A 23,024-nucleotide genomic window follows, 5' to 3' on the forward strand; every position below is an offset into this window, starting at 1 on the left:
AAGTTCAGCTTTATAATAAGATTTTATGCGCATAAGTTTTTTTATAGTTTGGTGTCGTTGGATTTCTGGAATCATGAAATTCATTCATATAGAAAAAATTTCCTATTTGCGTAGAGTTGATCCCTTATTTAGAGTTATACTAGTTTTGTAAAGGTAAAATAACATTCTATATTAAGGTGGGATAAGTATGAAGGTAATGCCGTTACAAAAAAGAAAGATTTCAAACAGTCGTCTCCTGTTTGGGTGTATGGGTTTAGGTGGCGGTTGGAATCAAAATGGTATAACTGAGGAAGATATCATCCTTGCAGAAAAAGCAATTGATGCGGCTCTTTCAATTGGGATAACCATGTTTGATCATGCTGATATCTACACATTTGGTAAAGCGGAGCAGGTTTTTGGGGAGGTTTTAAAACGTAGCCCACAATTAAGAGAACAAATCGTTCTCCAATCGAAATGTGGGATTCGCTTTCCAGAAGGTAAAATTCCAAACCGCTACGATTTTTCAACTGAACATATCATAAACTCTGTTGATGGAATACTTGCGAGACTTGGTGTTGAATACATAGACATATTATTACTACATCGTCCAGATCCATTAATTGAACCTGATGAAGTAGCTGATACTTTCGAAATTTTAGAGAAGTCAGGCAAGGTTAGAAATTTTGGGGTTTCTAATATGAATGTTGCCCAAATGAAGTTATTACAATCTTATTGTTCTTCGCCGATTGTCGTAAATCAACTAGAAATGAATTTACATAAGCTAGACTGGTTAGAGCAAGGAGTTTTAGTAAATCAAAGTTTAGGAACTCAGTATAACTTTTCTGATGGAATTATCGAACATTGTCGATTAGAAGATATTCAAATCCAAGCTTGGGGACCGTTAGCAAAAGGTATCTACTCAGGAAAAGAGGTAGAGAATGTAACGGAATCTTATTTACAGACGAAACAATTAGTCAAAGAAATGGCTGAAAAAAAGGAAACGACAATGGAAGCTATAGTTCTCGGGTGGCTAATGAGACATCCAGCTCTTATTCAGCCAGTAATTGGTTCAGCTAATGAAACTAGGATAAAAAATTGCGAAGATGCTACAAGACAATCACAGCTTATGACAAGAGATGAATGGTATTCTTTATATGTAGCTTCACGTGGGAAGTTGATGCCTTAATTAGTGGTGATCGAAATTAATGAAAGAGGCTGTCTGTTTAAATTTAGACAGCCTCTTTCTCTTTATCCAACTCTTAAAAAGGGCAGTAAGACCCTCACTTTTACTTAATGTAATTGTTGTTGAGCCATTTGTACAAGGCGTTTCGTTATTTCTCCACCAACTGAGCCGTTGGCACGAGAAGTTGTATCAGGTCCAAGTTGAACTCCAAATTCTTGTGCAATTTCATACTTCATTTGATCGAGGGCTTGCTGAACTCCAGGTACTAATAGTTGATTTGAACTGTTGTTTCTCTGTGTCATTACAATTACCTCCTTAATAAAGTTGGTAATAGTATGTGTGTATAGAAATAGGATATTCATATTTCTTGCCACTTCCATAAAAAGGATGTATTAAGATGTTGAACGTTTATTTTGTTTATTTTCCATTAAGAATAAACCCCTTCTCATTATTTCTTTTCTTAAAATGGCAATGAATTCTGCATCTAGATTTAGTTCCTTAGCTTTTATATAACTATCCAACAAAAGGCTATCCTTTAATTGATGCAAAAAAATCACCTCCTAGATTAACTTACATACATAATTCCCTAAAATAAGAAAAGAAAACCTATAATTCGATTCTAATCAAACGTACGTACTAATTAAATAGAGAATTTAAGTTAATGAATTTCATAATTGTTTATTTTCGTTACTCTGATACTAAATGTTGTTAGATGAAGACCGTTTCCAACAACATTTAGACTTATGTAGCTCCATTTAGGTAATTATGAAATTGACTCAAGTAACATAAGTTTGTATGTTATTTTTTTACAATTTTTTTGATACGTTTTCGAAAAAAATATAGAATGTGAAAGTATTTTACATAGTTAAAAAGGTTTGGAAATTAGTGTAATCGTTAAATGGAAAAGTAGCATTTATTACTGGAGCTGGAAAAGGAATAAATAGGTAGAGCTACGGCCGACTGAAATCATCAAAAACCATGATGTAATCGGCGGTACTTTGGTCAACAAATCCATAAATCTGGTACTCATAAACGTAGTTAATTTATGGCGAGGAAAAAAGCACATTCAACTTCGAATGTGCTTTATTTTTTAAAATTCTTAAAGTGAGAGGCTTTTGATTAAGACCACTTTTAACAATTGTTGTTATTTTTACAATTTGTTAAATCCTGAGCATCGTTTTCATTAGAAAATTCAGTATTTACATCATCAATGTTAAGATCGAGATTGTTATCGTTATTATCGTTAACATTATTATTTTGTTTATTGCGATTAAGTTTCTTGTTCGCCATAATATATCACCTCCCTGAATTAATTTTTCCTTATTTTCGTTATTAATTCTGTAAAGTGCAGACATTTTTTTTGATGTGTCTAACATATGAATTTTTTACTTTCAAATATTAAATCTAAAACCAATGGGTAAAATATTAAATTTGCACAAAAATTATTGTTAATTTTATTGACAAACATAATTTATTTCGTTATCCTCAGTTTAGAATTAAATACCTCGTTAGGTGAGGCTCCTGTGTTGGAGAAATGCTGCTGCCCAAAAACGTCGAAAGACGCCAATGGGTCAACAGAAACCATCGACATAAGGTGGTTTTTAATGTAGCTGGATTTAAATCCTATGCCACACAGTGCTAAAGCTCTACGAATGGAGGAAATCAAGATTTTTTGTGTTGCCTTGGGCAATACATATTATTTTGTCATGCAAAAAACACCTTCATTCGTGATGGTGTTTTTTTATGTTTGACTAAAAAGGGGGTGGGGTAATGGATAGTGACTCGAGTAGTAGGATACACAATACCATCATCATATTTGATACAAAAGTAACACACACTACTAAAAAGATAATGAGGAATTCCATTACAACATCTCAGATGAAAAGTACGGTGAATTCCTACTAGGAGGGAAACCACCATGGTAAGATTAGACCAACAAAATCGTGAGAACTACACGAAACAAATTATTCAAACACTTGTGGATGCGAATCTGACTGATTTTAGAGAGTTATTTTTTGAATTACATCCAACTGATCAAATTGATTTATTAAATTCCGTTACAAAAAAGCAAAGAAGTGTTATTTATAAATTTGTTAAACCTGAGGAATTTGCAGAAATATTCCAAGGTTTAGAAGTTGATAAACAAAAACTTTATATTTCTGAATTACAACAAAATTATGCTATTGATGTTATCAATAATATGCCATATGATGATATCGCTGACTTCTTAGGGGAACTTTCAGAAGCTACAAAAGAACTTTATCTAAGTAAAATGAAAAAAGAAGAAGCTGAAGAGGTTATCCAACTATTAAAATATGACGACCAAACAGCCGGTGCAATTATGACAACGGAGTATATATCTGTTTCGTCAACAGATACGGTTGTTAATGTTATGGGACGCTTACGATTAGAGGCTCCAGAGGCGGAAACGATTTACTATCTTTATGTTGTCGATGAACAATTAAAATTGGTGGGCGTAGTTTCTTTAAGAGATCTAATTATAGCTCCTTTAGAACAGAAAATTGAAGAAATAATGCTCACTAGAGTTAGATCAGTGGAGACACATACTGACCAAGAAGAAGTGGCTAGAGTTATGAGAAAGTATGACTTTTTAGCCATCCCTGTTACTGCTCAAGGGAAACTTGTTGGGATCGTTACTATTGACGATATCATGGACGTTGTTGAAGAAGAAACAGAAGAAGATTTTGGAGAAATTTCAGCGACGCGTGGTTCAATCGATGCCAATATCTCTTCGTTTTCAGCAGCGAAAAAGCGTGCACCTTGGATTATTATGTTAATGTTTTTAGGTCTTATTACTGCCGGAGTTATAGGTGAATTCGAAGAAACTCTTGAAGCAGTAATCATTCTTGCTGTTTTTATTCCATTAATTATGGATTCAGCTGGAAATACTGGTACACAAGCTTTAGCTGTTGTGGTACGTGGTTTAGCTTTAGGTTCAGTGGATAATTCCTCTATAGGAAAAATGTTGAAACGTGAATTTGGAACTGGTTTATTACTTGGTTTATTTTGTGCGATTACATTATTAATCGTTATTCCTTTCGTTTACCCTGAAGGGGGACTAATTTTAGCAGGAATTGTAGGGGTGTCATTATTCTTTACGTTAAGCTTTTCAACGATGGTTGGGGCGACTGTTCCTTTAATTATTAGAAAGCTTAATATTGATCCAGCGGTTGCTTCTGGTCCTTTTATTACAACGATAAATGATATTATGGGCTTAATAATATACTTCTCAATTGCAACAGCCCTTTTAGATTATCTACCTCAATAATAAGCTCACTGTCCATAAAGTGAGTTGAAAAATAATTGCTTCGTTAGGTGAGGCTCCTGTGTTGGAGATACGCTACTGCCCAGAAATGTCGAGAGACGCCAATGGGTCAACAGAAACTATCGACTAAGGTAGTTTTTAATGTAGCTGGAATTTTCCTATGCCACACAGTGCTAAAACTCAACATGGAAGATATGTGTATGCTTAATTTTTTGGCGCCTTCTTTTGTTGAAGGTGCCTTTTTCCTTATTTAGGGTATGCTAACAAATGTTATTAAAGTTAAAAGAGGGTGAAAAACATGGTTTTTAAAGAAGAAATATTATTGAAGTTATGTATTGCACTTATTTTTGGATTGTTAATTGGTATCGATCGTCAGTTAAAACATAAACCACTTGGCTTAAAAACAAGTATGGTTATTTGTGTTGCAAGTTGCTTAGTCACGATTGTGTCAATTGAGTCTTTTTATAACTTCTCCTCTCCTACATTTAATGCTATGGACCCGATGCGTTTAGCAGCTCAAATCGTGAGTGGTGTAGGTTTTTTAGGAGCAGGTGTAATTTTACGTAGACAAAATGATGTGATTTCAGGTTTAACGAGCGCTGCGATGATATGGGCGGCTTCAGGCTTAGGAATTGCTATTGGTGCAGGATTTTATTTTCCGGCGATGATTGCCGTTTTTCTTTTAATCATAGCCGTAAACCTTTTACCGACTGTAGTTAAATCACTTGGACCAACTGCATTACGGCAAAGAGATGTTGCGGTACGTATTGTCATGGAGCCAAATTACAGAATGACAGAATTAATTACAGCGATTGAGAAAAAAAGTGAGGGGTTAAATGAAACTGAAAAGAGTGATCTGAAAATAAGACATCTTAAAATAAAAGATATTGAAAATGGTAATCAACAAATTGATTTAACCCTTTCTGCTCCAGAAAAACAATACACAACAGAGATTTATTACTTAATAAAAAAAATCGATTATGTTCTTACCGTTGAAGTTGAGCATTTATAAGTGGATGAGGGGAGGTTCTATTCATGAAAAAAATCACTGTGAAAAATAGAGAAGAATTTACGTATTATCTCTTTTTATATTTAAAAAACGAGGATGAAGAAAGATTTCGTGAGGAGTTTTTAGAATTACATCCAACAGATCAAAATGAAATTTTTAAATTAATGAGCAATGAGAAACGAAAGCGTGTCTATAACTATATAACAGCAAGGGAATTTGCAGATATTTTTAGTGGGTTACAACATTATGAACAAAAAATGGTATTTAGTGAACTTGAAGATTCATATGCACTTGAGATGTTAAATGAACTTCCAGCTGATGAGATTACTGATTTTTTTAGTGAGATACCTGAACATATTTCTCAGTACTTATTAGAGAAAATGGATAAAACAGAAGCAGATAACATTAAGCATTTATTGTCTTATAAGGAAAATACAGCAGGTTCCTTAATGACAACTGAGTTTGTTACCGTATTACCTTCACAAACGGTTTCGGAAATTATGGAACGTTTGCGAATGGAAGGAACAGATGCGGAAACCATTTATTACTTATATGTAACTAACGATACAGGAAAATTAATTGGGGTTGTTTCATTACGAGAGCTTATCACAGCTTCACTTAATGAAAAGGCTGAGAAAATTATGAAGGAACAATTAATCTCAGTTTCACCACTAGCAGATCAGCAGGAGGTATCAAAAGTTATTAAAGATTATGACTTTCTGGCTGTCCCTGTTGTGACTTCTAATGGAAAGATTGTTGGGATTGTTACTGTAGATGATATTTTAGATGTAATTGAGGAAGAAACATCCGAAGAAATTGGAGAAATTTCTGCAGTAAAAGGAGCGCTTGATCTTGAAGTAAGTTCTATGGAAGCTACCAAAAAACGATTACCTTGGCTAATACTTTTATTATTTATTGGCATGTTTACTGCAGGATTAATTAGTAGTTTTGAGTCTACAATTGCAGAAGTAGCTATGTTAGCGGTGTTTATTCCTCTTATTGCTGATATGGCGGGAAATACCGGTACACAGTCTTTGGCAGTCGTTGTTCGTGGATTAGCACTCGATAAATTTGATCGAACAAAGGTTTTTCGTCTATTAAAAAGAGAGAGTCTTACAGGATTGATGATGGGTATTATTTGTGGGATCTTAGTTTCGATTATCGCGTTACTAATACCACAAGGAAATGTCATATTAGGTTTTATCATTGGAACATCCCTATTTGTAACCATCCTATTTTCAACAATTTCAGGAACAGTTATTCCACTAATTGTTCATAAATTAAAAATTGATCCAGCCGTAGCATCGGGCCCGTTCATTACAACGATTAACGATTTTATTGGTTTATTGACTTATTTTTCAATTGCAACTACATTATTACATTATTTATAAATAAAGATGAGTTGGCCTAGTAGATTATATTTCACAGACAAACAAATCTAGTTTGGAATGTTATGACTAGATTTGTTTGTTCGCGGAGTTGAAGTAGTATTTGAAAATTATGGAATTTGAAAAAGATTATTTTAAGCTGTTATTGATATTTATCGTTTTCTAATTCATAATTGTATCATGCTATTATCAATGATTCTAAAGTATTGGATAAAGGTTGTTTTATAGTGCAACCATTTTAGGGAGACAGGATATGACTGAAGAAAATATTACTAGAATACACTTAGAAGGTAAGGAATTTATACTTATAGGAACTGCTCATGTATCAAAGCAAAGTGCCCAACAAGTGAAGCAAGTGATCGAAACTGAAAAACCAGATGTAGTTTGTGTCGAATTAGATGAACAAAGGTATCAATCCATCATAGAGGGTAGTAAGTGGAAGGATATGGATATCTTTAGGGTAATTAAAGAAAAAAAAGCAACATTGCTTTTAATGAATCTAGTTATCTCTTCATTTCAAAAACGAGTGGCAAAGCAATTCGGAATTAAGCCTGGACAAGAAATGATACAAGGAATTGAATCAGCTAAAGAAGTTGGGGCAAAGTTAGTATTAGCTGATCGAAATATACAGATAACCTTTTCGCGAATTTGGCATCAAATTGGACTATGGGGAAAAGCGAAGCTTCTCATGCAAATGATCTCAAGTATTTTCAGTAATGAGAGTATTTCGGAAGAAGAGCTCGAAAAATTAAAATCAGAAGATATGCTTAACTCTATGCTGGATGATTTCACAAAAACATTTCCTAAATTAAAAGTGCCATTAATTGATGAGCGCGATCAATTCTTGGCTAAAAAAATTAAAGATGCTCCAGGTAAAAAAGTTGTTGCTGTATTAGGAGCTGCGCATGTTCCTGGTATTAAAAAAGAAATGAATAAAAACCAGGATTTAGAGGCAATTTCTAAACTGCCACCTAAATCGAAAGTACCTAGGTTCATTGCCTGGGCAATTCCATTACTTATTATTGGAATAATCGCATATACGTTTTGGGCTAATCCAACAGCAGGTTTTCAACAAACAGTAAGTTGGATACTATGGAATGGGACGTTCTCAGCAATTGGAGCAGCGATTGCATTTGGACACCCGCTTGCTATTTTAACTGCATTTGTTATCGCACCATTGAGCTCGTTAAATCCATTAATGGCTGCTGGGTGGTTTTCAGGAATAGTACAAGCGTATTTTCGTAGGCCGAGTGTAGGTGATTTTGAAACTCTTTCAGAAGATGTATACACAGTGAAAGGCTTTTGGGGGAATAAAGTAACGCGTATTTTATTAATTGTTGTGCTAACAAATTTAGGGAGTACAATAGGAACTGTCATTGGCGGAGCTGACGTTGTCAGACTGTTCATAGAAAATTTATAAGTTTTTTAGCTTGTTACGTTACCCTATTGAAAATATTGCCAAGAAAATGGAGATGCTTAGTAAAGTTAACGGGTTCAGTTGAAAGATTTAAGACTTGTTTTGACACCCATAATGACAAGTTTTTTTAATCAATATTTATTAAGAAAAAGGATGGCATTTGCCATCCTTTTTGAAAAGGTAAGAATTTAAAAATTTCTAACTTGGAAACTGACTAGCGCAAGCAGCCTACGAGCTCGGTCACTTCAGTCAAGCAACTGCTCGTGCCCGAGGCGCTTGCGTTTATAGAACGTTTACTCGTTTTAACGGACACAGGAGACCCTATTTTACCGATATGATGCATTTTTTCAAGCTATCGGACATGAGGTACGTTATTTCATGAAAATTTACTAAATTAGGTGCTAATTTAAGTAAATAGCGTACCTCATGTCCGTTTACCCTTTTAAAATACCCCTTTGTTCACAAATAACGGCTCTCTTGTCCGTTAAAGTTTAAAAGTTTAATATTAACAACTTCGTTTATTACAGAAAAGCTGCACGTTTGTTTAAGCACAGTTATTTACATTCTTTATATTTTTCCTCTTCGTTTTTCATGCATGTATTTCATCCATTTTTTTAACTTAAAACTGTAAATAAAATATCCGATACAAGAGAAGACAGATACTCCGACTGAAAGCTGCAAAATAAGTTGATGGGAAGTATATATCCCTGTCCCCATTCCGATAAAACCAAGGAGTGTTAATTGAAATAATTGTTTTTTGTGATTTTCAAATATAGAAAATTGAAAATGTCTTCGCTGCTCGATTTCTTTTATATTCTCCAGTTTTTGAGGGAGTTTCAGAAATTCTGTAAAGGAATGGACCGTCTTAAATAAAGGTTGTGACTGCAACCAAAACCAAATAAACGACCACTTGTTATTTCCTTGTTTACTCAACCAACCCATAAAAACTTTTTTTAAAACAGTAATGAGATCATCCTCTGATGCCAAGTTCCGAAGCATTCCTTCCATCGTAATGAAAGAACGCCCTAAGAAGACAAATCTCGTTGGTACTTGAATTGGAAGTGCTTGAATTATATCGTTTATTTCCAATTTTAAAGCTATAAGGTCCATTTCTTTCAATTGCGCAGGTTGAAAAGACAATAATTCAGCCAATATCTTTTCCATCGTCCTTGGTTCTGCTTCAGGGAGCAAGAATCCTAAATGAGTCAAGCACTCCACAGCTTTAGGGTAATTTTTTGATAGTAAACCCTCTATCAATGTTTGAAAATATATAGAATCCTTCTTAGAAATTTCCCCTACCATCCCGAAATCTAGTAATATAATTTTTCCTTCCTTTGATACGAGTACGTTTCCTGAATGGGGATCAGCATGGAACATACCTGGTTCAAGCCATTGGGGAAGAAAAACTTCAATGAGACGCTCTGCCAATTCACGTTGGTTAAATTCTAATTGACTTACTCCTTCTTCATCTGTCAGCTTTATTCCCTCGACCCACTCCATTACCAAAACTTTTGACGTACTCAGCTCGGAATACACGTCTGGAATTTTTACTCCATCTACATCCTTAAATCGTTCTTGAAAAAAGAGTAGGCTATTTTTTTCCTGCGAAAAATCAAGCTCCCGCACAATAACTTCCTTGAGTTCTTTAAATAAAAGCTTTAAATTTATAAACCCTTTTGGCATGGGGACAAAATTATGGGCAAACCATATAATAATACTTAACGTACGGAAATCAGTTTTTATGATTGATTGAATATTGGGACGTTGTACTTTAATGGCAACTGGTTGGCCATCTTTTAAAATACCCTTATAAACTTCACCTATGGAGGCAGAAGCTACTGCCTTTTTATCGATGGAAAGTAAGGAATGATCCAGGGGACCTCCCCATTCTGCTTTGAGAATTCCCTCAATCTCCTCCCATTCTGAAGGAGGAACTTGATCTGTAAGGTCTTGAATTTGACGGATAAACTCATTAGGAAGCAAGTCCGCACGAATGCTTAGTAATTGTCCAATTTTAATAAGTAATCCTTCTAATTCAAATAATGTTTTTCGAAACCTCCCCCCTATTTTTTTCCACAATTTTTCCCAATCAGCTTCAGGTTTTTTTCTAACTTTATACCAATAAATTTGAATGAAGATGACAAATGCCATTGATAACACCTTTGACATCCGCTTTAATTTACTCCTTGATTTCATCAAATCACATCTTTTCATTATTAATTAACTATGTATTCTGCTTCGTTAGAGTTCAATACTTTATCTATTACTATTTCAACTTATAATTGTCAATTCCTGTTAAGGAAAATCCATTTACTCGATTTTGAATTATTTACCCTAAGTAATTGGATATCCTTTTGGCAAGGAAATTGACACAAGAAATGACTTCATTTTTCTCTTTCCATAATTTATTTCCACTTAAAAAATAACACCATTATCTAGCTAACACTAATGATATTCCCTCTAAACAAGTTGAAATTAACAACAAAAAAGGCGTTGGGAATTATTGTCAGTTTCAACGCCTTTTTATCTGTTATATTAAATTTTACATCCCTTAACTGAACCCGTTACTAGTTAAGTTGTCTCCTATTTCTGTCAATGAATTAATGAAGTTAAGCATGATCGTTAAATTTCTCATTTACCATTTTATTTAAGACATGATTAATACCTATTGTTTTTTCTACTTGAAGAACGAATGAAATTCCTTTGCCGGGTTGATTAATACCTGCCTCTATGTCAATTTGTTCTAAAACTTGTTCGGTTTTAGTGCGATCAATTAACGTTAGAACAATATCTTTTTCGGGCTCAATAAGTATATTAAATAGCTTTGCTTGTTCGTGAATTCCTGTTCCTCGTCCTGAAATGATCGTTCCACCTTCAGCCCCTGCATTTTTTGAAGCATCTACAACGAGATCAGCATCGCCTTTATTCACAATCGTAACAATAAGATCGTAAAGAATTGCTTGAGATTCCACTTGAGATTTCCCCTCCATATGTTCATTGGTATCATTTAAACCTATTAGATGATTAATTCCCATTATTTGTTTCGGACATAACATGATTGCAAGCCCTGTCCCTGGATGACAAAGTTTTGCTTCTTCATTAATGGCGCTTAGTACTTTATTGCATATCTGACTATTAACAAGAGTTAGGATAATTTCTTTTTCAGGTGCAATTGTAATTCCGAGGAAAGATTTGTTTTCGTGAACTCCTGTTCCAGATCCAATTAATACAGTACCACCTTCAGCACCGGCAAGTTTTGAGGCTTTTACGACTTTTTTTGCACATCCTTTTTTTACAATTGTTATGATAAGTTTATGCGCCTTGTTTATGGTGATCATTATTATGTTGTCGCCCCTTTCCTTCATATAATAGACCTAATGTGAGAACAGAGATAATGGGGGATAATGCAACTAATGCAATCATACCAAATCCATCAAGAAGAGGGTTGCGTCCATCAATCTCAGATGCGACACCAACACCAATTGCTAAAATAAAGGTGACAGTCATAGGTCCAGTTGCTACTCCTCCTGAATCAAAAGCGATAGCTGTAAAGCGTTTTGATGAAAAATACATTAGGATTAGCGCAATAAGGTAACCAGGGATAATAAAATACCACAATGGGATTCCAAGCAGAATACGCAACATCGATAAAGCAATTGAAAATGCTACGCCAATTGACAATGTGTATAACATTACTTTTTGAGAAATAGATCCACCTGAAACTTTTTCAACTTCGTGGTTTAAAATTCTGACGGCAGGTTCTGCGAAGGTTGCTACAAAACCAAATATGAACCCAATTGGTACTAGTATCCAATTAAAAGACAAACTTCCTAATTTTTCACCAATCATTTCCCCTACTGGAAAAAAACCTACATGGACCCCTTGTAAAAAGAAAGCTAAACCTAAAAAAGATAACAAAATTCCTTTACCAATGTTAAATAATTTTCTTCGATTTAATTTTAAAAAGAAAAGTTGAAAAAGAAGAAACAAGATTACTAACGGTAATAATGCATAGGTAACTTCTAGCAAAACATGACCAAATCCTTTAAATATTTGAATATTCATCCGAAAATCACTCCTAAGATTAAAACCGCCAAGATTGGTCCTATGGACGCTAATGCTACAAGACCAAAACTATCACTTGCAGATGCTTTGCCTTTCAATACAGAAGCTACTCCAACACCTAATGCTAAAATGAACGGAACCGTCATTGGCCCGGTCGTAACACCGCCGGCATCGAAAGAAATAGGAATAAAATTGTCAGGAGTAAAAGCAGCCAATAAAAAGGCTACTCCATAGCCTAATATTAAAATGTGGATAATTTTAATGTTGAAAATAATTCGAAGCATTGCTAATGCAACAAATATACCTACGCCTAATGCAACTGAATAAATAAGAATATTACTTGAAATTTCTCCATTAGAAACAAGATCAATTTGTGTTGCTAACACTCTTACATCGGGTTCAGCAACGGTAACAACAAAACCAAGAAGGAAACCGAAAAATAAAATCACCCACAATTTCTTTGTTTTTGGCAAGGCTGATCCAACCATTTTCCCTACGGGTAGAAGACCGATGTGAACACCTAGAAGAAAGAGGATTAGACCAATGCTGACAAAAACGACACCAACTAAAAATTGTAGAAACATTTCTATTGGTAACCAGATGATTGTAAATTGAAGTATGATAACTACTAGCGTAATAGGGAGTATTGCATATACAACTTCTTTAATCGTATCTTTAACATCTTGCATAATCGTCTCCTCTCACGTTTCATCATTATATTTTATTAAAAAGGGTGATTAGGTTTTGAGGAAGAAATATCTCTCTTTCCTTTTCCGTTACAACGAGGACAATTCACTTTTACTTTTAAAAGTTTCAAAAAAACTTTCGTAACTTTACCGGTACCATGACATTTTTTACAAATCACAATAATTGCCATAATCCCACCGCTTTCTTAAGTTTATCATACTTAATTCGAAAATTCAGAATTTTTGTTTTGTAGCAAGGAGTAATGGTCGTTTATTATCCTAATAATTCCTATTATAATGTATATTCAGAATTTACGTTACTTATAACTATGGTATAATTATATTATGTAACATTAGAGGAAAGGTGACTAACAAATATGGAATTTGTTGAGGCCATTAAAGACCGCAAAAAAATAAAAGAAATTAAAGAAGTTTTATTCAAAAGATCGAAAAGAGATTATCTTTTATTTACTTTAGGTATAAACACTGGACTAAAAGTAAGTGATTTGTTAAATCTTAAAAAGCATGAAATCGTCGAAAGAAATGATTGTGTTAAAGACTATATTAGTGTCTGTGACAAGGAGACAAACCTAGTTTATTTAAATGAACAAGTAAAAACTGCTGTGTATGATTATGTGAAAACGGTTCCTTTCTTGTCTGATGATGATTACGTGTTTAAATCCAAAAAAGGTACCGCTCCAATTACTCGGCAACAAGCATATCGAATTATTAATTCTGTAGCTAAAGAAGTGGGGATAAATTCCAAAATTGGTACACATACTTTACGGAAAACTTTTGGCTATCATGCGTATTGTGGTGGTGTAGCAGTTTCAATTTTACAAAAGTTATTTCACCATTCTTCAAAAGGGGAAACAATGAAATATATTGGCATTGAAAAAGGAGAAAATATACGCTCTCAAATTGATGTGAATTTATAGGAGAAAAGGTAGGTGTTTCGATGAAAAGATTTTTAGATTACTTGTTATTAACAGCTGGTTCAATCATTGTTGCTGTAGGTCTTGAGTTAATCTTAGCCCCGAATGGGATGGTAGATGGTGGTGTAACTGCTATTGCTATTATGAGCAATGCATTATGGAATATCCCAATATGGTCTGTTTTTATTTTATTAAATATTCCGTCTTTGATTATCGCTGGTAAGTATATGGGGAGAAAATTTGTTTTTCGTACACTTTATGCTAATGTCTTAACTTCAGGAGCATTAATATATTTTGCACCTTTTCCAGCGATTACCTCATCTGAAGTATTAATTGTATTATACGGTGGGTTATTACTAGGACTTGGTATTGGTTTGGTTGTGACGGCTGGTGGTGCGATAGATGGCTCTGAAATGATAGCTATTTGGATGAATAAAAAATATGGAGTTTCTGTAAGTAAGTTTTTATTAGCCATAAATGCTATTATCCTCTCGATGGCAGCCATTGTTTTTACTTTAGAAAAAGCGATGTTCTCAATAGCAGTATTTTTCATTGTTGCAAAGGTTATTGATTTTATTTTAGACGGAATCAATCAAGGTAAAGCAGTAATGATTATTTCGAGCAAGCCAGAAGAAGTAGGGAAAAAGTTAATTGATGAATTAGGTATTTCAATCACTTACCTTAAAGGAGTAGGTGGGTATACTGGTGATGAAATTCAGCTCATTTATTGTATTACTGATAGATTAATGTATCCGAAGTTAAAGGACGTGGTCTTATCTATAGATTCATCTGCCATACTTGAAGCGTCTCTAGTAACAGAAACAGCTGGTGTAAAGAAAAGATCATTGATTAAATAGGGTTGAAACTCACAATCCTAGAAATAAAATAAATATTGAACTTTGTTTTTCTGTAAAATATACTTTTATTAGTAATTAGGAAGATCATAGTAATAAAAAAATTTTAAATACAAAGTCAGAATTTTAAGATGAAACTACAATTGAGTGAGTTAATAATAATGAGTTATTCTCGGTTACACCTACCTGGTTGATTTTTGGGTAGATTAAATTTCTAAGGAGTGGAGAAAGTTGTTACATAGTCAATATGTAGTTTTTAAGCTAGAAGAAGGTGAATATGGAATTGATATTATGAACGTAAAAGAAATAACCGAATGTCAAACTATGACAATGGTTCCTAATTCACCAACTTATATTGAAGGTGTTATTAATTTAAGAGGAAATGTTATTCCGGTTATTAATCTAAAGAAAAAATTTCATTTGATAGATACAAAAATAAAGGAAACTAGTAAGGTTATTATTAGTAGTTTAGAGGATAATCAAGTTGGTTTTATTGTAGATGATGCTTCTCAAGTTTTAACGTTAATGCAATCGGACATTCAAAGTCGTCCAGAGTTACTTGGTGTAATTAATGAAAAATATGTAAATGGTATTGCAAAAGTTGAAGAAAAATTAATTATTCTAATAGACCTATTGGAAACATTAACAGCTGATGAAATAGAAGCTATAAAAGATACGAAAGTAGGTTAATCTTTAGATTATTCGTAGTGAATTTAGGGATTTATCCCACTCTTAATGGGGAGTAAAACACTAAATGATTGAAGGTTAACTTTATCAATATTAATTTTTTATTAGGGTAAAATATGGTATTCATAGAGGAAAAGACTTTGTTCAAAAAAGTCTTTTCCTCTATTTTCAATCATCCATTAATCAGCATGAGACTGTGTTCACTACATAATTTTACTGCTCCTCTTAACAAATGTTGTATTTCCTGTATAATAAAATCTGAAATAAGTTTATCTTTACTATCAAAATACACGCTTCATAATGGTCTTTAAATTTTTTCTATAATGAAAAGGAATTTAGCAATTATTAGAGTAAAAAAGTTGAAAGAGAGTGAGAACAATATGGGCCGTAAGTGGAACAATATTAAAGAAAAAAAAGCATCTAAAGATGCTAATAATAGTCGTGTCTATTCAAAATTCGGATTGGAAATTTATGTGACGGCTAAGCGGGGTGAACCAGATCCAGAATCAAACCAAGCACTAAAATTCGTTATTGAACGGGCAAAAACGTATAATGTACCGAAAGCCATTATTGACCGTGCTATTGAAAAAGCGAAAGGTGGTACTGAAGAATCTTATGACGAACTTCGTTATGAAGGTTTCGGTCCAAACGGATCAATGGTTATTGTTGATGCCCTAACGAATAACGTAAATCGTACTGCAGCTGAAGTGCGTGCTGCATTTAATAAAAATGGTGGAAATTTAGGGGTAAATGGATCTGTTGCTTACATGTTTGACGCAACAGCAGTAATTGGGGTCGAAGGTAAAACTGAAGAAGAAGTTCTTGAATTACTGTTGGAAGCGGACGTAGAAGTGCGTGATATCTTACAAGAAGATGAAGCAGTAATTATTTATGCAGAACCAGATCAGTTTCATGCCGTACAAGAAGCATTCAAGAGTGTTGGTATTACTGAGTTCACAGTTGCTGAACAAACAATGCTTCCGCAAAATGAACTATCCCTTACTGAGGATGCGAAAATAAAATTCGAAAAAATTATTGATACGTTAGAAGATTTAGATGATGTTCAACGAGTGTACCATAATGTTGATTTAGGTGAATAATTATAAAAAGCAAACCTTTTAGTATTGAAGGTTTGCTTTTTTCAAAGGGGGAATTAATAATTGTAGTAGGAAACCTATCTAATTTAACACCTACCTGAACGAGGTTACTTCACCTGATTTTATGAAGGTAAAAAGTGGGCTTTATGTAATGGGAGAAATTTACTATTGTACGTGAAGAAGGCGTTTTGTATATCTTATAATGAAACTATAGTAATAGCTAAAATATGAGCTCGTATTTTTAAAGTAAAATGATATAATCAAAAAGTAATGCTTGTTTTCTTATATTTTCCTTATTTACTAAGTTTATAAAGGTGGTGATTGGTTGGTTAATTTACTATTAAATGTTCTTACCATTTTAATAGGAGTATTCATATATTATATCTTTGTTTTTAATAAACAGGTTCATGATAAATATCAAAAACCTCTCATCGGCTTCGTGGCAATTGTTAGTATTGTGCTCTGTATGATATTTCCTGCTGAAAATATCAATGACTATCTTTATGATTTAAGAGTAATCCCTTTTATTATCGGGGCTATTTATGGTGGCAGAAATGTGGGAGGGGTCCTTTTAGTTGCTTTTATCCTGTCACAATACATACTTATTGGTAGCGGTACCGGGTTTTATTTAACAATTTTTCAGGGTCTTTTATTACTGATTTTCACACATATTGTAAGCCCTAATTTTAAAAGTTATAGCATACGAAAAAAACATCTAATAGGATTAGCATTCTTGTTAGTAAGTTGGATAGTAAATGTCTTAAATCATTTCTTTTTCATGCCGCATACGTTAGATTATTATTTCTTATCAATATTAATCTTCCATTCTGTTACTCTGCTTTTAACTTATTCATTGGTCATTCATATTATTGAATACATTAGACAAAATCAAAAAATGCAAGAAGAAATAAATGAAATAGAAAAACTAAGAGTTATAAGTGAACTTGCTGCTAGTGTTTCACATGAAGTACGCAATCCACTTACTGTAACGAAAGGCTTTCTACAATTGTTAAAGGATAATGAAATTACCTACGACAAGAGAAAAGAGTATTTAGATTATTCTTTATGTGAACTAGATCGAGCTAAGGCCATTATTACAGGTTATTTAACATATGCCAAACCTTCTAATGGGAACGCACTAACAAGTATAGAGGTTTCTCGGGAAATAGACAAAGTCTTTCAGGTGCTGATGCCGTATGCGCTTATGCGAGGAGTAGAACTTTCTGTAGAAAATATAATGGAAGTTTATGTCATTGGTGATCCCAAAAAGTTTCAACAATGTATTGTAAACATTGTAAAAAATGCAATTGAGGCAATGAACGAGGGTGGAAAAGTGATTGTCAATACAAAACTAAAGCACCAAACGTTAATTCTTTCAATTCAAGACTTTGGTGAAGGGATGTCGAAGCAAGAAATTTCATTACTCGGTTTACCATTTTATTCAACAAAGGAAACTGGAACTGGTCTTGGTATAATGGTTGCCTATAGTATTATTAAATCAATGGGATGGAAAGTAGAAATAAAAAGTAGAGAAAGTGTTGGAACTACTTTTTTCTTGGAAATCCCATTATCTAATTCGAATAGTAAAAGTTATATTAGCTGAGTTAATTTCATAATTACCTAAATGGAGCTACATAAGTCTAAATGTTGTTGAATGAAGACCGTTTCCAACAACATTTAGTATCAGAGTAGCGAACAATTATGAAATTCATTAAGCTAAGTAAATATACAATAAAAGTTCCGTCATTCTTGCTACTAGGCGATTATATATAATTGTGTAGGTTTGATCATAACTAGATAAAGAGTTATCTAGCTTGCTTTTGGTAATTATGAAATTTACTTAATTAAAAGTTAAGCGAATTTTCTTACTGAATTAAGATATCCATTAAATAAAACATCGGATGGATCTGACTGTGAGGGTTAATGATAATGAATTTTCTGCTTTTAAATGTATTGATTATATTACTATGTGTGTTTATTTATACTATCTTTTTCTTAAACTCAAAAATGGAGATCACAAACCGGAAAGTTATCTTAGTCGTAATATCAGGTGTTGGAACTGTACTTTGTATGTCATTTCCGTTTAGTGATATTTATGGTCATTACTATGATTTACGCTTAATTCCATTTATGTTAGGAGCGTTATATGGTGGAAGAGCTGTTGGCTTATCAGTGTTTCTTATCATGATTTTTTATCGCTATTTCATAGATGTAGGTAGCGGATTTTACTTAGCTGTTGCCCAAGGATTTATTTTATTAGTACTCACCTATTTCTTTAGTCCTCAATTTAAACAATATGTTTTTAAGAAAAAATTAGCTTTTACCTCAAGTATCACTCTTTTATTAATAGTTATGACTTTTTCTATTAACATTTTTCTTATACCTAGTAAATTAGATCAACACCACTTTAGTGTTCTATTAAACTATTCAATTGTATTATTCCTAACATTTTTCTTAGTTATCTATATGATTGAATATATACTTCGTAATCGGAAAATAGCGCTAGAATTTTCTGAATCAGAAAGACTCCGTGTAGTTAGTGAGCTAGCAGCAAGTGTTTCTCATGAAGTAAAAAATCCGTTAACAGTAACCAGAGGTTTTATTCAATTGTTGTATGAAAGAGATTTGGATCAAAACAAAAAAGAAGAGTATATTGATTTTTCACTTCAAGAGCTAGATCGAGCGCAAGAAATTATTTCTGATTATTTAACATTTGCTAATCCAACTGAGAAGAATATGTTTATTTCAATAAATGTGAATAAAGAAATAGAATATTTAATTCAAGTTATGACTCCGTTTGCATTAACAAATAAGATTAAATTAATATTTGAAGAAAGTTCTGATTGTTACTTAATAGGAGATAAGCAAAAGTTTCGTCAATGCTTAATGAACATAGTTAAAAATGGTATCGAAGCAATTCCAAATGGAGAAGGTGGCGAGATTACCATAAGTGTTAAAATGTTGGAGCGTGAAATCATTATTAGTATTAAGGATAATGGTATCGGTATGTCTCACCAACAGCTCAAAAAACTGGGATTGCCATATCATTCTACAAAAGAAAAAGGAACAGGACTAGGTACAGTCGTAGTATACAATGTGGTTAAGGCTATGGGTGGCCTAGTTCAAGTTGAAAGTGAAAAAGGAAAAGGAACGACATTTACGTTAATATTTTCGAACATCAATGAAAAAGCACCACACACAAATAAGTGAATGGAGCTTTAGTTTTTACATTACGCAAAAGCAGCTGCTCGTGACCAAGGCGCTTGCGCTTTTCTTGTTAAAAGTTATGCCAATTTGACATAAACCAAAACGTACCTATTGTGATAATGATGTAACCGAACCCAATCGTTGAGATCTTTCTTAAATGTTTTTGTTGTGCTTCTATATCTTTTTCTAATTGATATAGTTTTAGTCGTTTAGAGAATATTCCTAGAAAAGCTCCAATTACTAGCACTAATATAACTGAAATCCATACACGTAAAGAAGTGTAATCTGGAAAAATAATAAATCCTGTAATTAGAGATACAAATAAAGCTAAGTTAGCGAGCATAACAAGAATTTTCCATAGCTTTGGTGTTGGTAGCTGTTGTTTCGTTCTGCTTTTTACAAAAGCGATAATTGGCAGTGGGAAAAGTATTAAAAATAATATTGAAATAAGTTGATGAGCTATTAATAATAACATAAGTGCGTACCTCCTATAATTCTCACATGAACATACAATATCAATATAGTCAAAGAGAATCAAATTTAATGCATAAAAGAAAAACAAACGCGAGGGTTAATTATTTTTGTAAATTTCTCACCAATCGTTTAATGTTATAATAAAATATATATATTAATACGAATTCACCTATAAAATTTGGTAAACATAAAAGTTAGAATATTGTTTGAAAGGAGTTAAACATGGCAACTACACATAGATATTCAAAAGGTGAGGAAATTGCAAACGCCATAAGTCATGGGGTTGGGATCGTATTTAGTATTTCTGCATTAACATTGTTGATTGTGTTTGCTTCTATCGAGGGGGCAGTTTCAAGTATAATTAGCTTTACTGTTTACGGAGTGACGATGGTACTATTATATGTATCATCCACATTACTTCACGCATTCCCAGAAGGTAAGGTGAAAAATCTTTTTGAAATTTTTGACCATTCCTCTATTTATTTGTTTATTGCAGGCTCTTATACCCCGATCTTAGTAAATGTTATTGGTGGCAAATTGGGTTATTCATTACTCGCTTTACTCTGGTCTATTGCTGGAATAGGTATTGTTTTTAAAGTATTTTTTGTTCGCCGTTTTTTATATACATCTACTCTTTTGTATATTTTGATGGGTTGGTTGATTGTCTTTGCATGGCAACCGCTTGTGAAGAATTTTCATGATATTGGTGTTATTTTGTTAATTATTGGTGGACTATTATATACAGTCGGTGCTTTATTTTATATGTTTCGTTGGTTCCCTTTTCATCATATGGTATGGCACATTTTTGTTTTAGCAGGTACAGTTGTACACTTTTTGGCGATATTATTATTTGCATAGGGTACATCGGTTAGTAAGTAAATATAATAAAAAATAAGAGCGTTCAAAGTGAAATTTGAACGCTCTTATTCGACATTCCTAGTTAGTATTTAACAAATGCAGCGCCAATGATAACTAGTAAGATGAACAGAACTAGAATTAACGTAAAATCAGTGATTGGCTTAGGGGCTGGTGGGTAATAACTCATGTAATTCACCACCTTTCATTATGGTTAGTACATACTATGCAAGGCATTTTAGAAAGATATGGATAAAAGTACTGTAAGTAGAGAAATGTATTTTTGTGTAATAGATGATTGTATTTTATCCCACTCTTAAGGGGCAGTGAGACCTCCACTGACGTAAATTGGAAAAAGTTGGCTAACTAAGGCATAGCTAGCTTCTTTAGACTAGGTTTGCTAAGTTTTTTTATCCCACTCTTAAGGGGCAAGTAAGACCCCCACCTCAAAACTTAAGAAAATCGAGAAGTTTAGGTGGGGGATAAACTGCCCCTAAAGGTCCGATATAGAATAACTTTCATCAGTGAAAGCTGATGATTAGTTATTCTTATGCCTGTGGTATAAGTTGAACTAACAATCAGTGGGGGATGAAGGAAAACCCCCACTGATTGAAGTTCAGCTTTATTTCATTTTGCCACGCGCATCGACTAACCATTCATCGACGATTAATCCGTTATGATGCACAATGTAATGATCAAAAAGGTTAGCTACGGCACAAGAATGGTTTGGAATAATTTGAACTTTATCAGTAAGTTTTAATGAAGTTTTGCTAGAAAGAGTACCGACACCGTGTTCCTCTGATAGTCGCGCAAGAGTAACTTCAGGGTAATTAATGATCGAACCATATCCAACAACACTCTTGTTTCCATGAGCCCCTTGATCCAGTGATAAAGCTTTACTACCTGTATCAAAAATAATCCGTTCCTTCTTACAACTAACGACTGATGCAAGGATGGTTAATGCACATCGAGATGGAGTGGTTACACCTAAGCCGACCTGACACATATCAAAAAAGGCGGCGTTTCCAGGACGGATTTCTGTTATCCCTTTTATTTTTGCACCAAATTTAAATGTCGGTGTAGAACCTATGCTACGATGTTTGATAGGTATATTTACTTCTTCACATGCCTTTGCACTTTGTAACACAACTTTAGCTTCAGCCGTAGCAATGGCTTTAACTTCCTCTAGTGAACTTGCAGCATAAGAATGCCCTGCATGTGTAAAAATACCTGTTAATGTTAGGTTAGGTAATTTTGTAATAGCTGTAGCTAACTCGACGACTTCCTCAACCTCAATACCACAACGGTTTAGTCCGGAATTTATTTTGATCCAAACCTCTAGTCGCTTTCTTCCTACAAATGCTTTATTTACAAGAATAGCTTGCTCAATTGAATCTATAGCAATGGTCGTTTCTGTTTTTTCTGCCAAAGATTGCAGACGTTGTAGTTTACGAGAGTTAGAAAGAGGGTAGGCAATTAAGATATTAGTAATTCCTGCTTCAGCCATTATTTCGGCCTCTTCAAGCTTTGCTACTGTTATTCCACAAGCTCCTTTAGCCATCTGCATTTTAGCAATTTGGATACTTTTATGAGTTTTTATGTGCGGTCGCCACTTGATGTTGTTTGTTTTAGCGATGGTGCTAATTTCATTTACGTTTTGTTCAAGTTTAGTTAGGTCAAGTAACATGGCTGGAGTATCTAACGAAAAAATTGATTTATTTTTCAAGATTTATCACCTCATAAGTTCATTAGATTATATTTTTTTATGAAAGTATAGATTCTTAAAGTAGCTTCATTTTCTACAGAATGCACCACTTTCCCTTGGCGAAAAGTAACTAGTGATGCATTCTATTGCTTATCCTAGTGATCAAGACTGCATACGTATTTAGAAAAAGACAATTT

The 23,024-nt window shown here is 33.5% G+C and carries 22 protein-coding genes and 2 riboswitches; of the genes, 12 read left to right on the plus strand and 10 right to left on the minus strand.

Annotation, left to right across the window (positions count from 1 at the left end):
* Nucleotides 1-187: 187 nt before the first annotated feature.
* Nucleotides 188-1,165, plus strand: coding sequence for an aldo/keto reductase (locus tag BKP45_RS11125; RefSeq protein WP_071389760.1), 978 nt, complete (start codon nt 188-190; stop codon nt 1,163-1,165).
* Nucleotides 1,166-1,269: 104 nt separating this feature from the next.
* On the opposite strand, the gene BKP45_RS11130 is transcribed toward BKP45_RS11125, so the two are convergent.
* The 3 genes from BKP45_RS11130 to BKP45_RS22530 all read right to left on the minus strand — a co-directional run bounded on the left by BKP45_RS11130 (nt 1,270) and on the right by BKP45_RS22530 (nt 2,452).
* Nucleotides 1,270-1,464 carry an alpha/beta-type small acid-soluble spore protein gene (locus BKP45_RS11130; protein ID WP_071389761.1) on the minus strand — a complete coding sequence of 65 codons (195 nt, stop codon included), beginning with the start codon at nt 1,462-1,464 and terminating at the stop codon, nt 1,270-1,272.
* A gap of 90 nt (nt 1,465-1,554) precedes the next feature.
* A complete protein-coding gene (gene sda / locus BKP45_RS21600; protein WP_139193812.1) occupies nt 1,555-1,710 on the minus strand; it encodes a sporulation histidine kinase inhibitor Sda in 156 nt (51 codons plus the stop codon).
* 583 nt (nt 1,711-2,293) lie between these two features.
* Complete coding sequence (locus tag BKP45_RS22530; protein ID WP_169823148.1) at nt 2,294-2,452, minus strand: hypothetical protein; 159 nt, start codon at nt 2,450-2,452, stop codon at nt 2,294-2,296.
* A 207-nt stretch (nt 2,453-2,659) separates the two neighbouring features.
* Nucleotides 2,660-2,827, plus strand: a riboswitch (M-box (ykoK) riboswitch).
* A gap of 253 nt (nt 2,828-3,080) precedes the next feature.
* Between BKP45_RS22530 and mgtE (BKP45_RS11135) the strand changes: the two genes are divergently transcribed.
* The 4 genes from mgtE (BKP45_RS11135) (at nt 3,081) to BKP45_RS11150 (ending at nt 8,265) form a co-directional block, all read left to right on the plus strand.
* On the plus strand, nt 3,081-4,451 hold the full coding sequence (gene mgtE / locus BKP45_RS11135) for a magnesium transporter (RefSeq protein WP_071389762.1): 1,371 nt from the start codon (nt 3,081-3,083) through the stop codon (nt 4,449-4,451).
* Between the two features lie 32 nt (nt 4,452-4,483).
* A riboswitch (M-box (ykoK) riboswitch) is annotated at nt 4,484-4,646 on the plus strand.
* A 100-nt stretch (nt 4,647-4,746) separates the two neighbouring features.
* Nucleotides 4,747-5,460 carry an MgtC/SapB family protein gene (locus BKP45_RS11140; protein WP_071389763.1) on the plus strand — a complete coding sequence of 238 codons (714 nt, stop codon included), beginning with the start codon at nt 4,747-4,749 and terminating at the stop codon, nt 5,458-5,460.
* A gap of 23 nt (nt 5,461-5,483) precedes the next feature.
* Complete coding sequence (mgtE, locus tag BKP45_RS11145) at nt 5,484-6,848, plus strand: magnesium transporter (protein WP_071389764.1); 1,365 nt, start codon at nt 5,484-5,486, stop codon at nt 6,846-6,848.
* A gap of 250 nt (nt 6,849-7,098) precedes the next feature.
* Nucleotides 7,099-8,265, plus strand: coding sequence for a TraB/GumN family protein (locus BKP45_RS11150; protein WP_071389765.1), 1,167 nt, complete (start codon nt 7,099-7,101; stop codon nt 8,263-8,265).
* Nucleotides 8,266-8,829: 564 nt separating this feature from the next.
* On the opposite strand, the gene BKP45_RS11155 is transcribed toward BKP45_RS11150, so the two are convergent.
* The 4 genes from BKP45_RS11155 to BKP45_RS11170 all read right to left on the minus strand — a co-directional run bounded on the left by BKP45_RS11155 (nt 8,830) and on the right by BKP45_RS11170 (nt 13,016).
* Entirely contained in the window at nt 8,830-10,431 is a 1,602-nt protein-coding gene (locus tag BKP45_RS11155; protein WP_245747441.1) for an ABC1 kinase family protein, read from the minus strand.
* Between the two features lie 440 nt (nt 10,432-10,871).
* Nucleotides 10,872-11,600, minus strand: coding sequence for a P-II family nitrogen regulator (locus BKP45_RS11160; RefSeq protein ID WP_071389767.1), 729 nt, complete (start codon nt 11,598-11,600; stop codon nt 10,872-10,874).
* A complete protein-coding gene (locus tag BKP45_RS11165; protein WP_071389768.1) occupies nt 11,575-12,327 on the minus strand; it encodes a DUF1538 domain-containing protein in 753 nt (250 codons plus the stop codon). Before BKP45_RS11165 ends, BKP45_RS11160 begins: the two co-directional genes overlap by 26 nt.
* Nucleotides 12,324-13,016, minus strand: coding sequence for a DUF1538 domain-containing protein (locus BKP45_RS11170; protein WP_071389769.1), 693 nt, complete (start codon nt 13,014-13,016; stop codon nt 12,324-12,326). Before BKP45_RS11170 ends, BKP45_RS11165 begins: the two co-directional genes overlap by 4 nt.
* 374 nt (nt 13,017-13,390) lie before the next feature.
* On the opposite strand from BKP45_RS11170, the gene BKP45_RS11175 reads away from it, so the two are divergent.
* The 6 genes from BKP45_RS11175 (at nt 13,391) to BKP45_RS11200 (ending at nt 19,796) form a co-directional block, all read left to right on the plus strand.
* A complete protein-coding gene (locus tag BKP45_RS11175) occupies nt 13,391-13,951 on the plus strand; it encodes a tyrosine-type recombinase/integrase (RefSeq protein ID WP_071389770.1) in 561 nt (186 codons plus the stop codon).
* A gap of 20 nt (nt 13,952-13,971) precedes the next feature.
* Nucleotides 13,972-14,805 (plus strand): YitT family protein, encoded by an 834-nt coding sequence (locus BKP45_RS11180; protein WP_071389771.1) that lies wholly within the window; start codon nt 13,972-13,974, stop codon nt 14,803-14,805.
* 228 nt (nt 14,806-15,033) lie between these two features.
* Nucleotides 15,034-15,492, plus strand: coding sequence for a chemotaxis protein CheW (locus BKP45_RS11185; protein ID WP_084787850.1), 459 nt, complete (start codon nt 15,034-15,036; stop codon nt 15,490-15,492).
* Nucleotides 15,493-15,869: 377 nt separating this feature from the next.
* Nucleotides 15,870-16,589 carry a YebC/PmpR family DNA-binding transcriptional regulator gene (locus BKP45_RS11190; RefSeq protein ID WP_071389772.1) on the plus strand — a complete coding sequence of 240 codons (720 nt, stop codon included), beginning with the start codon at nt 15,870-15,872 and terminating at the stop codon, nt 16,587-16,589.
* Nucleotides 16,590-16,911: 322 nt separating this feature from the next.
* Nucleotides 16,912-18,189, plus strand: coding sequence for a sensor histidine kinase (locus BKP45_RS11195; RefSeq protein WP_071389773.1), 1,278 nt, complete (start codon nt 16,912-16,914; stop codon nt 18,187-18,189).
* Nucleotides 18,190-18,515: 326 nt separating this feature from the next.
* The gene (locus tag BKP45_RS11200) at nt 18,516-19,796 is read left to right on the plus strand and encodes an ATP-binding protein (protein WP_071389774.1); all 1,281 of its coding nucleotides are present in this window, start codon (nt 18,516-18,518) and stop codon (nt 19,794-19,796) included.
* Between the two features lie 67 nt (nt 19,797-19,863).
* On the opposite strand, the gene BKP45_RS11205 is transcribed toward BKP45_RS11200, so the two are convergent.
* Nucleotides 19,864-20,268: a hypothetical protein gene (locus BKP45_RS11205; protein WP_071389775.1), complete on the minus strand. Its 405-nt coding sequence runs from the start codon at nt 20,266-20,268 to the stop codon at nt 19,864-19,866.
* A gap of 221 nt (nt 20,269-20,489) precedes the next feature.
* On the opposite strand from BKP45_RS11205, the gene trhA reads away from it, so the two are divergent.
* A complete protein-coding gene (gene trhA / locus BKP45_RS11210; RefSeq protein WP_071389776.1) occupies nt 20,490-21,125 on the plus strand; it encodes a PAQR family membrane homeostasis protein TrhA in 636 nt (211 codons plus the stop codon).
* 82 nt (nt 21,126-21,207) lie between these two features.
* Here trhA and BKP45_RS21605 read toward each other — a convergent pair whose 3' ends face one another.
* Together BKP45_RS21605 and BKP45_RS11215 are read right to left on the minus strand one after the other, a co-directional pair.
* Complete coding sequence (locus BKP45_RS21605; protein WP_084787854.1) at nt 21,208-21,312, minus strand: YjcZ family sporulation protein; 105 nt, start codon at nt 21,310-21,312, stop codon at nt 21,208-21,210.
* A gap of 432 nt (nt 21,313-21,744) precedes the next feature.
* Nucleotides 21,745-22,848, minus strand: a complete 1,104-nt coding sequence (locus BKP45_RS11215; protein WP_245747443.1) for an alanine racemase — start codon at nt 22,846-22,848, stop codon at nt 21,745-21,747.
* Nucleotides 22,849-23,024: the final 176 nt, after the last annotated feature.

The organism is Anaerobacillus alkalidiazotrophicus (assembly GCF_001866055.1).